The organism is Pantoea sp. XAF26B01_ASV70, assembly GCF_054512635.1.
Genome location: NZ_CM137251.1, coordinates 253,387 through 267,803 on the forward strand (window position 1 = coordinate 253,387; position 14,417 = coordinate 267,803).

Here is a 14,417-nt window from a genome sequence, read left to right on the forward strand (position 1 = left end):
TACTCTTTCCGTCCGGTAAAGAGCTACAGCTTAGTGCATGAACCCCGTTCGGCTAAAAGGAGAAAATATGGAAATCATTATTCGGGCACGGGAACCGCAGGATGCCGCCGCCTATCAGCGACTCTATAGTCATCCCGATGTCTATCCCTGGACGCTGCAGCTGCCGTTTCCCAGCGTTGCCACCTGGGAGAAAAAAATCGCCAGAATGGATGCCGAGGGGTTTATCGCCTTTGTCGCGGAGATCGAGGGCGTGCTGGCCGGTGAGCTGACGCTGTTTGTGGATAACAAGCCGCGCACCCGCCACTGCATCAGCTTTGGGCTGGGTGTGCATCCCGATTACGCCGGTCGCGGCGTCGGTGAGCGCCTGATCCGCACCGCGCTCGACTATTCCCGTAACTGGCTGGGGATTACGCGTATGGAGCTGGAGGTGTTTCACGACAACGAACGGGCGCTGCGGCTCTATGAGCGGCTGGGCTTTGAGCGTGAAGGGGTGATGCGGCAGGCCGCCCTGCGCGACGGTCAGCTGCGCGATGTGGTGATGATGGCGAAACTGCTGCACGAGAAGTGATAACCGGAGCGGCAGCGCTGCCGCTCCGCTTTTCATTACGGATTTTTATTGCTGTATTGCTGCATGTTCTGCTGCGTCACCAGTTCAAACGGGATCCACTGGTGGGAATCGACTTTTTCCCCTTTGATCATCTGCTGCGCCACCTCGACCGATTTTTTGCCCTGACCCACAGCATCCTGGAACACGGTGACGGCCAGTTTGCCGCTTGCCAGGGCTTTCAGGCCATCCGGCGTGGCATCAATGCCGCCCACCAGAATGGTTTTCTTCGGTTTCGCCTGGGCAATCGCCATGGTTGCGCCAATCGCCATTTCGTCGTTGTTGGCGGCGACAATATCGATCTCTTCCCCGTTCGACAGCCAGTTGAGCATTAAATCCATGCCCTCATTACGCGAATAGTTGGCGGTCTGCTTCAGCACCACTTTCATGTCGGGATACTTTGCCACCACCTGCTCGACATCTTTGGTGCGCTGCAGCGCACCCGCATCGCTGAGGTTACCGATGATAATGGCGACCTTGCCACGATAACCCGCCTGCTTCGCCAGCTCTTCCATCTGCAACGTGCCCGATTCGCGTTCGTCAGAGCCGACAAACACCACGCCCGGCGGCAGGGTTTTATCGCCCGGTGTGCGGTTAACGTAGACCAGCGGAATGTGAGCCTGCTGCGCCAGTCTGGTCAGGGCAGGGGTGCTGGCGGAGTCGACCGGATCGACGATAATCGCGTCTACCCCGGAACTGATAAAGCTCTGCACCTGATCGGTCTGACGGCCCACGTCGCCGCGTGCATCTTCGAACTGCGCATCCAGCTGACGCGCTTTGGCCTCTTTCTCGATCGACTGGCGGATAATGGTCAGAAAGTTCTGGTCGAAATAGGCCATTGAGACGCCAATTTTCTCTGCCAGCGCCGACGTGGAAAGAGAGAGCAGACAGAGTATTGCCCATGCACGTTTTTTCATTGCAGACTCCCGAGGTTAACTGAGTGAAATGGATTTTTCATTTATTATAAAAATGGACAAAGATTATCATTTGCAGCTTATGAACAGTCGCCGGGTTTGACAACCGGCCCTTTTCACTCTTGCTAGCGCCGCCACACTTTGACGTAAAATCGCCGCGTCATAGCTGCCAGCGCCGATGAAATCCTCGACGTGGCGCACACTCTGCGGCAGGCAGCCGCGGCTTTTTGCGCTTTTGTGCAGCATCGCACTGGCCTTTGTGGTGGTTGTCAGAAAACCGTTGAATCGGGCCTGACGATCTCAACATCCGCACAATGATCCATCGTTAGCCTCCTATCTATATTTCCTTAAGCGGGAAATCTCAGCGTTATTCCTGAAAAAAACCTCGTGGCGCAACCTGCCGCTTTTTAAGGAATTCAGCTCATGCTTAAAGACCAAACGACTCACCGGACGTCTCATGTACGCATCTGGATCCTCTGCCTGATCCTCTTTCTGTCGGTCGTGGCTTATGCCGACCGCTCGATCCTCTCGATCTCCGGATCGGCGATCAAAGAGGAGTTCGGCCTGTCAGCGATCCAGCTGGGATTGATCCTCTCTGCCTTCAGCTGGGCCTACGTTATCGGTCAGATCCCCGGCGGGCTGTTTCTTGACCGCTTCGGGGCTAAAAAAGTGTATGGCGTCACGCTGGCGCTCTGGTCAGTCTCGACGCTGGCGATGGGATTCGTTGGTGAGTTCTCCAGCGGCATGACCGGCGCGCTGATGCTGATGTTTGGTCTGCGCTTTATGCTGGGATTGATCGAGGCACCCAGCTTTCCCGCCAATGCGCGCGTGGTGATTATGTGGTTCCCTGGCGCAGAGCGGGGACGGGCTTCATCGCTGTTCAGCTCGGCGCAATATTTTGCCGTCGCCATCTTCTCGCCGCTGTCAGGCTGGCTGGTGTCGCGCTTTGGCTGGGAGTGGCCGTTCTTTGTGCTGGGCGGCATCGGCCTGCTGGCGGTGTTTGTCTGGGCTGCCTGGATGCGCGAGCCGCGCAATCACCCTGGCGTGTCAGAGAGTGAACTGCGCCACATCGTCGACGGTGGTGCGCTGGTGGATATCGACTCGGCGCAGACGCTGAAAGCGCGGCCACCGGTCAGTAAAGCGATGTTCAGAAAGCTGCTCACTAATCGCATGCTCTGGTGCGCCTATCTCGGTCAGTACTGCATCATCGCGCTCAGCTACTTCTTTATTACCTGGTTTCCGATCTATCTGGTGCAGGCTCGCGGCATGAACATTATGGAGGCGGGCTTCGCCACCGTTGCTCCGGCGCTGTTTGGTTTTCTGGGCGGGATCAGCGGCGGCTATCTGTCAGACAAGTTAATCGCCCGGGGCTGGAGCGTCTCCTGGGCGCGTAAAACGCCCTATATCGTCGGCATGCTGATGGCGTCCAGCCTGGTGCTGGCGGCGATTATTCCCGGTAACGGCGGCATTATCGCCATTATGTCCTTCGCCTTTTTCGGTAAAGGTATAGCGGCCGGTGCAGGCACCTGGACGGTGATCAGCGACACCGCACCTAAAGAGGCGGTGGGCCTGGCCGGCTCCATTTTTAACGGCATCGGCAATATTGCCGGTTTCACCACGCCGCTACTGTTCGGCATCATCGTCGGTCTGACCGGCAGCTACAGCATCGGGCTGGCGTTTGTGGCGGCACACTGCGTGGTAGCAGCCCTGCTGTTCCTGCTGGTGATGGGACCGATTGAACGCGTCGGTGAAGAGAGCGATCGCCCGGCATCCTATAACAATCAGGAGAAAGAAGATGGCATTAAAGCAATGTAAGGTGCTGATCAGAGGGAAATTCCTGCCACCGCAGCTGATAGAGAACATTGAAAAGACGTTCACCGCGTTCCGGCTGTGGGAGGCGGAAGATGAGGCAGCCTTTCTGGCTGAGCAGGGCGCAGATATCGACATGCTGGTCACCAGCGGCAACGCGGTGATGGGCGCACCGGCCGCGCTGATCGCCGCGCTGCCAAACCTGAAAGCGATCTGCAGTAACGGCGTCGGTTATGACAGCATTGATACGGAAGCCGCCCGGTCGCGCGGCATTGTGGTGACCAACACGCCGGAGGTGCTCAATGATTGTGTCGCCGATCTGGGGATGGCGCTGCTGCTGGATGTGGCGCGCCGCATCAGCGAGGCCGATCGCTTCACACGCGCCGGTCACTGGACGCAGGGCCGCTTTCCGCTGAGCAGCAAAATCGGTGGCAAGGTGTGCGGTATCGTCGGGCTGGGCAATATCGGTCAGGCGGTAGCAAGGCGCGCGCAGGCGTTTGATATGGCGATTCACTATTACAACCCGCGTTCACGCCCCGATGTGCCCTACACCCGTCATGAGAGCCTGGTGGCGCTGGCGCAGCAGGCCGATTTTCTGGTGCTGACCCTGCCGGGCGGTGCCGCGACGCGCCACATTATCAATGCGGAAGTACTGCAGGCGCTGGGACCGCAGGGCTATCTGATTAACATTGCGCGCGGCAGCGTGGTGGATCAGCAGTCGCTGGTGGATGCGCTGGAAACCGGGCAGATCGCCGGTGCCGGGCTGGATGTGTTTGAACAGGAGCCGCAGGTGCCTGACGCACTGCGCCAGTGCGACAATGTGGTGATCACGCCGCATATCGCCAGCAGCACCCGCGAAACCATGGCGGCGATGGCTGACCTGGTCTTTGAGAATATGCTGGCGTTTGCCCGTGGTGAGCCGGTGCTGACCCGGGTAGTGTAACCACAGCGGCGCCTTAACCCCCTGCTGAAACGGGGGCGAGGCAGGACGCCTCTCCTCTGACCACTCACCAGACCCTCACCTTCGCACAAAACAGCCTGAAGAAAATTTGTCCGGCTGCCGATATCACCTTACCACCCGCTGATATTAAAGAGTGATAGCGTGATAAAGCTGATTACCATTGATGAATTGCGCCCAGGGATGTTTATCCACAAGCTGGAGGTCTGGTGGATAAAAGACCAGCGCATTCATAATGAGATGCTGATCACCGATCCCCGACAAATCGCCATGCTTCGCACTGAAGGGATCCGCCAGCTCTGGATCGACCTCGATCGATCGGTGCAGGCGCCGATCGCCTCCACGGTCGCGAAGAGAACCATTGGCCGCACCCCGTTTTTCCAGGAACTGGATCAGGCACAGCAGATCTTTTTGCAGGGCAAACCGAAAGTGCTGGCGATGTTCAACGAAGCGCGGCTGGGTAACGGCCTGAAGCTCGATTATATGATGGATCTGGTGGATGAAATCGCCGGATCGATCACGCGTGAACCCTCTGCCATGCTGAGCGTGGCGCGACTGAAAAATCATGATGACTACACCTACCTGCACTCCATGGCGGTCTGCGGGCTGATGATTGCGCTGGGTAAAAAACTTGGACTGGATGAGCAGGAGCTGCGTCGGGTGGGCATGGGCGGTTTACTGCATGATGTCGGCAAAGCGGCCGTGCCGCTGGCGATCCTGAACAAAGCGGGCAAGCTGACTGAAGAGGAGTTCAGGGTGATGCGTGAGCATCCGGTGGTCGGTGCGCAGATGCTGATAGAAGCCGACGCCGATGACGATCTGCTCGATATCACCCTGCATCATCATGAGAAATATGATGGCAGCGGCTATCCGCACCGCCTGAAAGGCGAGGCGATTTCGCTCTACGCCCGCATGGCGGCGGTGTGCGATGTCTATGATGCCGTCACTTCGACCCGCTCCTATCGCAACGGCTGGACACCCGCCGAGGCGATGCACCAGATGCTGAGCTGGCGCGGCCATTTCGACCCTGGCTTGCTGCACACCTTCGTACGGACCATCGGCATCTATCCGGTGGGATCGCTGGTGCGTCTGGCCTCCGGCCGGGTGGCGCTGGTGGTGAAAGCGGGCGAAAAATCGCTGATGCGTCCCTGCGTGCATGTCTTCTGGTCGCTGCACGCCCAGCGTGAAGTGAAACCGGAAGAGCTCGACCTTGGCGACAGCTTCTGCACCGACAGCATTGTGGGCGCAGAGGACAGCACGCTGTGGGGTAACGTCGATCTCAATCGTATCTGGGCGCTGGAAGTCGCCTGATTTTTCGCCATTTTTACACTATTTTTACGCCCGCCCGCTGCATTTTAACCCCTTCTTTATACGCCTCCGCGCAAGCTAAGCCATAAATCCAATCCTCTGGAGGTTCCTGTGAGCGTGGGCGTAATAACCGGCATTGTGCTGGTGGTGTTGTTACTGGGCTATCTGATCTATGCCCTGTTAAATGCGGAGGCCTTCTGATGGCGGCCAATGCTTTTTTACTCATCGCATTCTATCTGCTGCTGCTGATGGTGCTGGCGCAGCCGCTCGGACGGGGTCTGGCGTCGTTAGTGGCTGACAAGCCGGTGTTTGCCCGCCTGGAAGCGCCGCTGTGGCGACTGCTGGGCGCGCAACAATCGGACATGCGCTGGCCGCACTACCTGCTGGCGATTCTGCTGTTTAATGCGCTGGGTTTCGTGGTGCTGCTGGCAATATTGCTGATGCAGGGCGCGCTGCCGCTGAATCCGCAGCAGCTGCCTGGCCTGAGCTGGCATCTGGCGCTTAACACCGCCGTGAGCTTCGTCACCAACACCAACTGGCAATCCTACAGCGGCGAAAGCACCCTGAGCTATTTTAGTCAGATGGTGGGCCTGACGGTGCAGAATTTCCTCTCAGCCGCGACCGGTATCGCCGTGGCGTTTGCATTGATCCGTGGCTTCGCTAATCGCAGCTCTGCGACCCTGGGTAACGCCTGGCGCGACCTGACGCGCATCACGCTCTATGTCTTACTGCCTATCAGCCTGCTGATGGCGCTGTTCTTTGTCAGCCAGGGCAGCATCCAGAACTTCGCGCCTTATCACAGTTTCTCCACGCTGGAAGGCGTGCAGCAGACGCTGTCGATGGGGCCGGTGGCGTCGCAGGAAGCGATCAAAATGCTGGGCACCAACGGTGGCGGCTTCTTTAACGCCAACTCCTCCCATCCGTTTGAAAACCCGACGGTGCTGACTAACCTGGTGCAGATGCTGAGCATCTTCCTGATCCCGGCGGCGCTCTGCTTCGCGTTTGGCGAAAGCGTGCGTGACCGTCGTCAGGGCCACATGCTGCTGTGGGCGATGACGCTGATGTTTGTGGCGGCGGTATCGGTCGTCATGTGGGCCGAACTACAGGGCAACCCGCACTTCCTCCAGCTGGGTGCTGACAGCGCCATCAACATGGAAGGTAAAGAGACGCGCTTTGGCATTCTTAACAGCAGCCTGTTCGCGGTTATCACTACCGCCGCCTCCTGCGGTGCGGTGAATGCCATGCACGACTCCTTTACTGCGCTGGGTGGCATGGTGCCGATGTGGCTGATGCAACTGGGCGAAGTGGTGTTTGGCGGCGTCGGTGCCGGTCTCTACGGCATGCTGCTGTTTGTGCTGCTGGCGGTGTTTATCGCCGGGCTGATGATCGGTCGTACCCCGGAATTCCTCGGTAAAAAAATCGACGTCTGGGAGATGAAAATGACCGCGCTGGCGATTCTGGTCACACCGGCGCTGGTGCTGATCGGTACCGCACTGGCGATGATGACCGACGCCGGACGCAGTGCCATGGCCAATCCCGGCATTCACGGCTTCAGCGAAGTGCTCTACGCGGTCTCCTCGGCGGCTAACAACAACGGCAGCGCCTTTGCCGGCCTGAGTGCTAACACGCCGTTCTGGAACCTGCTACTGGCTGCCTGCATGCTGCTGGGCCGCTTCGGCATCATCATTCCGGTGATGGCGATTGCCGGTGCGATGGCGGTGAAAAAAGTGCAGCCGGTGGGTAACGGCACGCTGCCAACCCACGGTCCGCTGTTTATCGGACTGCTGATCGGCACGGTGCTGCTGGTGGGTGCACTGACCTTTATTCCTGCTCTGGCGCTGGGCCCGGTGGCTGAGCATCTGCAACTTGTTCAGGGACAATCCTCATGAGTCGTCAACAACAGGCGTTATTTGACGCAGCATTGCTGCGTACCTCGGCCTGGGATGCAGTGAAAAAGCTCGATCCCCGGGTGCAGTTCCGTAACCCGGTGATGTTTGTGGTCTACCTCGGCAGTATTCTGACCTCGCTGCTGGCGCTGGCGATGCTGACCGGCCGGATCAGCGGCAGCGCCAGCTTTACCGGTGCGATTGCGGTCTGGCTCTGGTTCACCGTGCTGTTCGCCAACCTGGCGGAGGCGCTGGCAGAAGGGCGCAGTAAGGCCCAGGCCAGCAGCCTGAAAGGGGTGAAAAAGACCAGCTTTGCCAAAAAACTCTCAGCGGCGCGCTATGGCGCCGAGTGGCAGCAGGTCAGTGCCGATGAGCTGCGCAAAGGCGATGCCGTGCTGGTGGAAGCGGGCGACATCATCCCCTGCGACGGTGAAGTGATGGAAGGCGGTGCCTCGGTGGATGAGAGCGCCATTACCGGTGAGTCCGCACCGGTGATCCGCGAGTCGGGCGGTGACTTCGCCTCCGTCACCGGCGGGACCCGCATTCTCTCTGACTGGCTGGTGATCACCTGTAGCGCCAACCCGGGCGAAACCTTCCTTGACCGGATGATCGCCATGGTGGAAGGCGCGAAACGCCGTAAAACCCCGAATGAGATCGCTCTGACCATCCTGCTGGTGTCACTGACCATCGTGTTCCTGCTGGCGACCGTGACACTCTGGCCGTTCTCGGCATGGGGCGGAACGCCGGTCAGCATCACGGTGCTGGTGGCGCTGCTGGTCTGTCTGATCCCGACCACCATCGGCGGCTTACTGTCGGCGATTGGCGTGGCGGGGATGAGCCGGATGCTGGGTGCTAACGTCATTGCGACCAGCGGGCGTGCGGTGGAAGCCGCGGGCGATGTGGATGTGCTGATGCTGGACAAAACCGGCACCATCACGCTGGGTAACCGTCAGGCGACCCAGTTCCTGCCCGCGCCGGGCGTCAGCGAAGAGCAACTGGCCGACGCCGCACAGCTCGCCTCGCTGGCCGATGAGACGCCGGAAGGGCGCAGCATCGTGGTGCTGGCGAAACAGCGATTTAATCTGCGTGAGCGCGATCTCAGCAGCATGGGTGCCAGCTTTATTCCGTTCTCTGCGCAGACCCGCATGAGCGGCGTAAACGTGCAGGATCGACTGATCCGCAAAGGCGCGGTCGATGCGGTACGTCGCCACATCGAAGCGAACCATGGCCGTTTCCCGGCCGAGGTCAATGCGCAGGTGGAAGAGGTGGCACGCAGTGGCGGCACGCCGCTGGTGGTGTCAGAGGGCGCGAACGTGCTGGGCGTGGTGGCGCTGAAAGATATCGTCAAAGGCGGCATCAAAGAGCGCTTTGCCGAACTGCGCAAAATGGGTATCAAAACGGTGATGATCACCGGCGATAACCCGCTGACGGCCGCAGCGATTGCTGCGGAAGCGGGCGTGGATGACTTCCTGTCAGAGGCCACGCCGGAAGCCAAGCTGGCGCTGATCCGCCAGTATCAGGCGGAAGGGCGTTTAGTGGCGATGACCGGCGACGGCACCAATGATGCGCCTGCACTGGCGCAGGCGGATGTGGCGGTGGCGATGAACTCCGGTACCCAGGCGGCGAAAGAGGCGGGCAACATGGTCGATCTCGACTCGAACCCGACCAAGCTGCTTGAAGTGGTGCACATTGGTAAACAGATGCTGATGACGCGCGGTTCGCTGACCACCTTCAGTATTGCCAACGACGTGGCGAAATACTTCGCCATCATTCCGGCGGCGTTTGCGGCGACCTATCCGCAGCTCAACATGCTTAACGTGATGCACCTGCACTCGCCAGCCAGTGCGATTCTGTCGGCGGTGATCTTTAACGCTCTGGTGATTGTCTTCCTGATCCCGCTGGCCCTGAAAGGCGTCAGCTACCGCCCACTGAGCGCTGCTGCGCTGCTGCGCCGCAACCTGCTGATTTACGGTCTGGGTGGCCTGCTGGTGCCGTTTGTCGGCATCAAAGCGATCGATCTGCTGTTAGTGTTTTCAGGCATGGCCTGAGGAGAGAAAAATGAGTCAGTTACGTCCGGCAATTTTACTGTTGTTGCTGCTTACGCTTGTTACCGGCGTGGTTTATCCTTTGCTCACCACCGGTCTGGCGCAGTGGCTGTTTCCGTCCCAGGCCAGCGGCTCGCTGCTGGAGGAGGATGGCGTGGCGCGCGGGTCGGCGCTGATTGGCCAGAACTTTACCCAGCCCAACTACTTCTGGGGCCGCCCTTCAGCCAGTGGTGATAAACCTTATAATCCGCTGGCCTCAGGGGGCAGCAATCTGGCCGCCAGCAACCCGGCGCTGGACAAAGCGGTAGCCGATCGCGTCGCTGCGCTGCGGGCCGCGAATCCGCAGGCACCTGCCGCCGTCCCGGTTGAACTGGTCACCGCGTCAGCCAGCGGGCTGGACCCGGATATTTCGCCACAGGCCGCCCTTTGGCAGGCACCGCGTATCGCCGCCAGCCGCCAGTTGCCGTTGCCGCAGGTCGAGGCGCTGATAGATAAGATGACGCATCGTCCGCTGATGCCATTCCTCGGCACACCGACCCTCAATGTGTTGCAGCTGAATATGGCGCTCAACGAACTGTAATGGTGTTAAGGAAGCGATGAACCACGAACCCCAGCGTCCCGATCCCGACGCGCTACTGCAGGCTAATCGCGAAAGTCATCGCGGGCAGCTGAAAATTTACTTTGGTGCCTGTGCGGGCGTGGGTAAAACCTATGCCATGCTGCAGGAGGCACAGCGGCTGCGCGCGCAGGGTCTGGATGTCTTAATCGGCGTGGTAGAGACCCATGACCGGCCGGAAACCGCACAGCTGCTGACAGGGTTAACTCTGCTGCCGCGTCGCGCAACCGGCCGCTCGCGTCATGCGGAGTTTGATCTTGATGCCGCGCTGGCTCGCCATCCGGCGGTGATCCTGATGGATGAGCTGGCGCATACCAACGTGCAGGGCTCGCGCCATCCCAAGCGCTGGCAGGATATTGAGGAGCTGCTGGAAGCGGGCATCGATGTACTGACCACCGTCAACGTACAGCATCTTGAGAGCCTCAATGATGTGGTAGGCGGCGTCACCGGCATTCAGGTGCGCGAAACCGTGCCCGATCCCTTTTTCGACAGCGCCGACGAAGTGGTGCTGGTCGATCTGCCGCCCGACGATCTGCGGCAGCGGCTGAAAGAGGGCAAAGTCTATATTGGCGACCGCGCGGAACGCGCCATCGAAAACTTTTTCCGCAAAGGTAACCTGTTCGCCCTGCGTGAGCTGGCCCTGCGTCGTACCGCCGATCGGGTGGATGATCAGATGCGCGCCTGGCGCGATCAGCAGGGACGGGAGCGCGTCTGGCACACCCGCGACGCCATTCTGCTCTGCATTGGCGACGACAGCGGCAGTGAAAAGCTGGTGCGCACCGCCGCCCGACTGGCGGCGCGGCTTGGCAGTGAATGGCACGCGGTCTATGTCGAAACGCCCCGGCTGCACCGGCTGCCGGAAGCGCGGCGACGGGCGATTCTGCGTACGTTACAGCTGGCGCAGGAGCTGGGCGCGGAAACCGCGACTCTCTCTGAGCCCGATGAAGCCGAAGCGGTACTGGGTTACGCCCGCGCGCACAATCTGGGCAAAATTGTCACCGGTCGTCGCCCGCTGCGGCGCTGGCGGCGTGACAGCTTTGCCGAACGGCTCGGCCAGCTGGGGCCGGATCTCGATCTGCTGGTGGTGGCGCTGGATGAGCCGCTGAAGGATGCGCCGCATCCGCTGCCGGATGGCCGCGTCACCAGCGAAAAATGGCGTATTCAGCTGCGCGGCGTAATGATGGCGCTGGTGCTCTGTATTCTTGTAACCGCCGCCGGGCAGTCGGTGCTGATCGGTTTCGATCCCGCCAACTGCGTGATGATCTATCTGCTGGCGGTGGTGATCGTGGCGCTGCGCTATGGCCGCTGGCCGTCGGTGATCGCCACGGTGATGAATATCGTCGCCTTTGACCTCTTCTTTGTTGCCCCCACCGGCACGGTGGCGGTCTCCGATCTGCAATATCTGGTGACCTTTGGCGTGATGCTGGCGGTGGGCGTAATCGTCGGCAATCTCACGGCAGGCGTGCGTTATCAGGCGCGGGTGGCGCGCTACCGCGAGCAGCGGGCGCGCCAGCTCTATGAGATGGCGAAATCGCTGGGCAGTGCGTTAACGCCGCAGGATATCGCCGCCACCAGCCAGCGGGTGCTGGATGCCACGTTACAGGCGCGCTGCCTGCTGCTGCTACCGGATGAGCAGGGCGAACTGCAACCGGTGGGCGATGCGTTACCGGCCAGCGAGCCGGATCGCGCGATTGCTAAATGGAGTTACAGCAAAGGCCAGCCTGCGGGTGCGGGCACTGATACCTTACCGGCGGTGCCTTATCAGATCCTGCCGCTGAAAAGTGGCGCGCACTGCCGGGGTTTGCTGGTGGTGGAGCCGCAGAACCTGCGTCAGCTGATGATCCCCGAGCAGCAGCGGCTGGTGGAAACCTTTACGGTGCTGATTGCTAACGCACTGGAACGGATGGCGCTGTCGCATAGCGAGGCGGCGTCCCGGCTCTCGGCGGAGCGTGAACAGCTGCGCAATGCGCTGCTGTCGGCGCTGTCCCACGACCTGCGCACCCCACTGACCGTGCTGTTTGGTCAGGCGGAAATGCTGATGCTTGACCTGGCCAGCGACAACTCAAAATATGTGCCGCAGGCCAGTCAGATCCGCGAGCAGACGCTGAGCACCATCCGGTTGGTGAGCAACATGCTGGATATGGCGCGCATTCAGTCGGGCGGCCTCAATCTGCGTGAGGAGTGGCTGGCGCTGGAAGAGGTGGTCGGCGGGGCGCTGAGCAGCATGGCACCATCACTGAAAGGGCATGAGGTCCGGCTCGATCTGCCGGACGACATCGTGCTGATCAAAGGCGACAGCACGCTGCTGGAGCGGGTCTTCACCAACCTGATTGAGAACAGCCTGAAGTATGCCGGTAACAGCGCACCACGCGGCATTCGCGCCTGGCGTGCGGCGTCACGGCTGGAGATCTCGGTCTGGGATAGCGGACCGGGCATTGCCGAAGACGATTTAAGCCGGATATTCGATAAATTCTGGCGGGGCGACAAAGAGTCGGCGGTGCCGGGCGTCGGGCTGGGTCTGGCAATCTGTAAAACCATTATCGAGAGCCACGGCGGTCAGATCTGGGCAGAGAACAGGGCCGAAGGGGGCGCGGCATTTCGCCTCTCGCTGCCGCTGCCGCCGGTCCCTGAAATTTCTGACGAAGGGCTGAAATAACTTCACAGTTGATCGGTTATACTCCCGGACCTGTTTGATTATTCGTGGGATTGTATGGAACGTTTTACCGAAAACCTGATGTATGCATCGCGCTGGTTGCTGGCCCCGGTTTACATTGGACTTTCGCTGGGATTGCTGGCGCTGACCATTAAATTTTTCCAGGAAATTTTCCACCTGCTGCCCAACATTTTCAGCATTGCGGAAAACGATCTGATCCTGCTGCTGCTGTCGCTGGTGGATATGACGCTGGTTGGCGGCCTGCTGGTGATGGTGATGCTGTCGGGTTATGAGAACTTCATCTCTAAGCTCGATATCGACGAAGATAAAGAGAAGCTGAGCTGGCTGGGCAAGATGGACTCCGGCTCGCTGAAAAACAAAGTCGCCGCCTCCATTGTCGCCATCTCCTCGATCCACCTGCTGCGGGTGTTTATGGAAGCGCGCAACGTCGAAAACGACAAGCTGATGTGGTACGTGATTATCCACCTGACCTTTGTGCTCTCCGCCTTTGTGATGGGCTGGCTGGATCAGATGTCGCGCAGCGATAAAAAACCGAAGTAACCTTTCTGGCGGCCCGCTGAGGCGGGCGCCTGCTTTACCCTTTCCGCTCTGTTCCCCCTGAACGACCCGCTGGCTGTGAGGCCGGACGCGTGCCCGCCAGCTGCGGCATCACCTCTTTGATCATGGCAAAAAAGTGTTGCAGCCTGGCCGGGTAGTAACTCGCCCAGGGATAGGTCAGCCACACCGGCAGCGGCGGTGCCTGCCACGCAGGCATCAGCTGAACCAGGCCGCCATCCGCCAGATCTTCCTGCACCGCCCAGGACGAGACGATCGCGGCTCCCATCCCCGCCAGTGCCGCTTTACGCACCGCATATAAACTGTCGCTGCTCAGCCGGGGCGTAATCGCCAGGTTCACCGGCTGGCCGTCGTCAATCTTCTGCAACACCACTTCGTTACGGTAAAAACTGGTCAGTGCCAGCCACGGCAGATCGCGCAGCTGTTCAACCCGCTCTATCGGCGGCTGCTGCGCCAGCAGGTGCGGGGCGGCCACCACAATACGTGGCACTTCTGCCAGCAGTATCGCCACCACCGAAGGATCTGTTGGCGCACCGACCTGAATGGCGCAGTCCACATTCTCCGCCATAAAGTCGGGCGTGCGGTCATTCAGCATCCACTCAATATTGAGCCGGGGGTAGCGGTGCAGATAGTCCACCAGCGGGGCGATCAGCTGATCCTGACCAAAAGCGTGCGGGGCGCGAACCCGTAGCGTACCCACCGGGTCATCGCTGGCCCCGGTCAGCTCATCTTCCAGCGCATGCCAGGTCGCCAGCAGCTGCCGCGCCTGGGCGTAGCAGCGCTCGCCATCATCGGTAAGCTTCAGCGCATGGGTGGTGCGCAGGATAAGCTTGAGGCCCAGCCGCTGCTCCAGGCTCTGCAGTCGGCGGCTGACGGTGGGTTGTGTCGTGCCGAGCTGCGCGGCGGCGGCGGATAAGCTGCCGCTCTCCACAATACGGATAAAAGTCTGCATCAGATCGATGCGATCGCTGCTGTTAGGATTGTTCATACGCACCATGTATAACGGTTTTGCCTGATGTCAGTCTACCGCGTATAACCGCAATGCGCT

Annotated in this window: 12 protein-coding genes; 10 read left to right on the forward strand and 2 right to left on the reverse strand. The window is 60.0% G+C overall.

The window, feature by feature from the left end; genetic code table 11:
* Positions 1 to 67: 67 nt before the first annotated feature.
* Positions 68 to 568 (forward strand): GNAT family N-acetyltransferase, encoded by a 501-nt coding sequence (locus ACX8ZY_RS01190; RefSeq protein ID WP_010253457.1) that lies wholly within the window; start codon positions 68 to 70, stop codon positions 566 to 568.
* Between the two features lie 35 nt (positions 569 to 603).
* Here ACX8ZY_RS01190 and ACX8ZY_RS01195 read toward each other — a convergent pair whose 3' ends face one another.
* Positions 604 to 1,521, reverse strand: coding sequence for a sugar ABC transporter substrate-binding protein (locus ACX8ZY_RS01195; protein ID WP_421665176.1), 918 nt, complete (start codon positions 1,519 to 1,521; stop codon positions 604 to 606).
* Positions 1,522 to 1,941: 420 nt separating this feature from the next.
* Here ACX8ZY_RS01195 and ACX8ZY_RS01200 point away from each other — a divergent pair, with 420 nt between their 5' ends.
* The 9 genes from ACX8ZY_RS01200 to ACX8ZY_RS01240 all read left to right on the forward strand — a co-directional run bounded on the left by ACX8ZY_RS01200 (position 1,942) and on the right by ACX8ZY_RS01240 (position 13,354).
* The gene (locus ACX8ZY_RS01200) at positions 1,942 to 3,333 is read left to right on the forward strand and encodes an MFS transporter (protein WP_033759126.1); all 1,392 of its coding nucleotides are present in this window, start codon (positions 1,942 to 1,944) and stop codon (positions 3,331 to 3,333) included.
* Positions 3,314 to 4,270 carry a 2-hydroxyacid dehydrogenase gene (locus tag ACX8ZY_RS01205; protein WP_421665177.1) on the forward strand — a complete coding sequence of 319 codons (957 nt, stop codon included), beginning with the start codon at positions 3,314 to 3,316 and terminating at the stop codon, positions 4,268 to 4,270. The genes ACX8ZY_RS01200 and ACX8ZY_RS01205 overlap by 20 nt, the downstream gene beginning before the upstream one ends.
* A 159-nt stretch (positions 4,271 to 4,429) precedes the next feature.
* Entirely contained in the window at positions 4,430 to 5,596 is a 1,167-nt protein-coding gene (locus ACX8ZY_RS01210) for an HD-GYP domain-containing protein (protein WP_010253446.1), read from the forward strand.
* 108 nt (positions 5,597 to 5,704) lie between these two features.
* Entirely contained in the window at positions 5,705 to 5,794 is a 90-nt protein-coding gene (gene kdpF, locus ACX8ZY_RS01215) for a K(+)-transporting ATPase subunit F (protein ID WP_010253443.1), read from the forward strand.
* Positions 5,794 to 7,482, forward strand: coding sequence for a potassium-transporting ATPase subunit KdpA (gene kdpA / locus ACX8ZY_RS01220; protein WP_010253440.1), 1,689 nt, complete (start codon positions 5,794 to 5,796; stop codon positions 7,480 to 7,482). The genes kdpF and kdpA overlap by 1 nt, the downstream gene beginning before the upstream one ends.
* A complete protein-coding gene (gene kdpB, locus ACX8ZY_RS01225) occupies positions 7,479 to 9,527 on the forward strand; it encodes a potassium-transporting ATPase subunit KdpB (RefSeq protein ID WP_010671495.1) in 2,049 nt (682 codons plus the stop codon). The genes kdpA and kdpB overlap by 4 nt, the downstream gene beginning before the upstream one ends.
* A gap of 10 nt (positions 9,528 to 9,537) precedes the next feature.
* Positions 9,538 to 10,104, forward strand: coding sequence for a potassium-transporting ATPase subunit KdpC (gene kdpC / locus ACX8ZY_RS01230; protein ID WP_421665178.1), 567 nt, complete (start codon positions 9,538 to 9,540; stop codon positions 10,102 to 10,104).
* A gap of 16 nt (positions 10,105 to 10,120) precedes the next feature.
* Positions 10,121 to 12,796, forward strand: coding sequence for a two-component system sensor histidine kinase KdpD (gene kdpD, locus ACX8ZY_RS01235; protein ID WP_010253433.1), 2,676 nt, complete (start codon positions 10,121 to 10,123; stop codon positions 12,794 to 12,796).
* A gap of 54 nt (positions 12,797 to 12,850) precedes the next feature.
* Positions 12,851 to 13,354 carry a TIGR00645 family protein gene (locus ACX8ZY_RS01240; protein ID WP_010253431.1) on the forward strand — a complete coding sequence of 168 codons (504 nt, stop codon included), beginning with the start codon at positions 12,851 to 12,853 and terminating at the stop codon, positions 13,352 to 13,354.
* A 34-nt stretch (positions 13,355 to 13,388) separates the two neighbouring features.
* On the opposite strand, the gene ACX8ZY_RS01245 is transcribed toward ACX8ZY_RS01240, so the two are convergent.
* Positions 13,389 to 14,357, reverse strand: a complete 969-nt coding sequence (locus ACX8ZY_RS01245) for a LysR family transcriptional regulator (protein WP_052270753.1) — start codon at positions 14,355 to 14,357, stop codon at positions 13,389 to 13,391.
* Between the last annotated feature and the right edge of the window lie 60 nt (positions 14,358 to 14,417).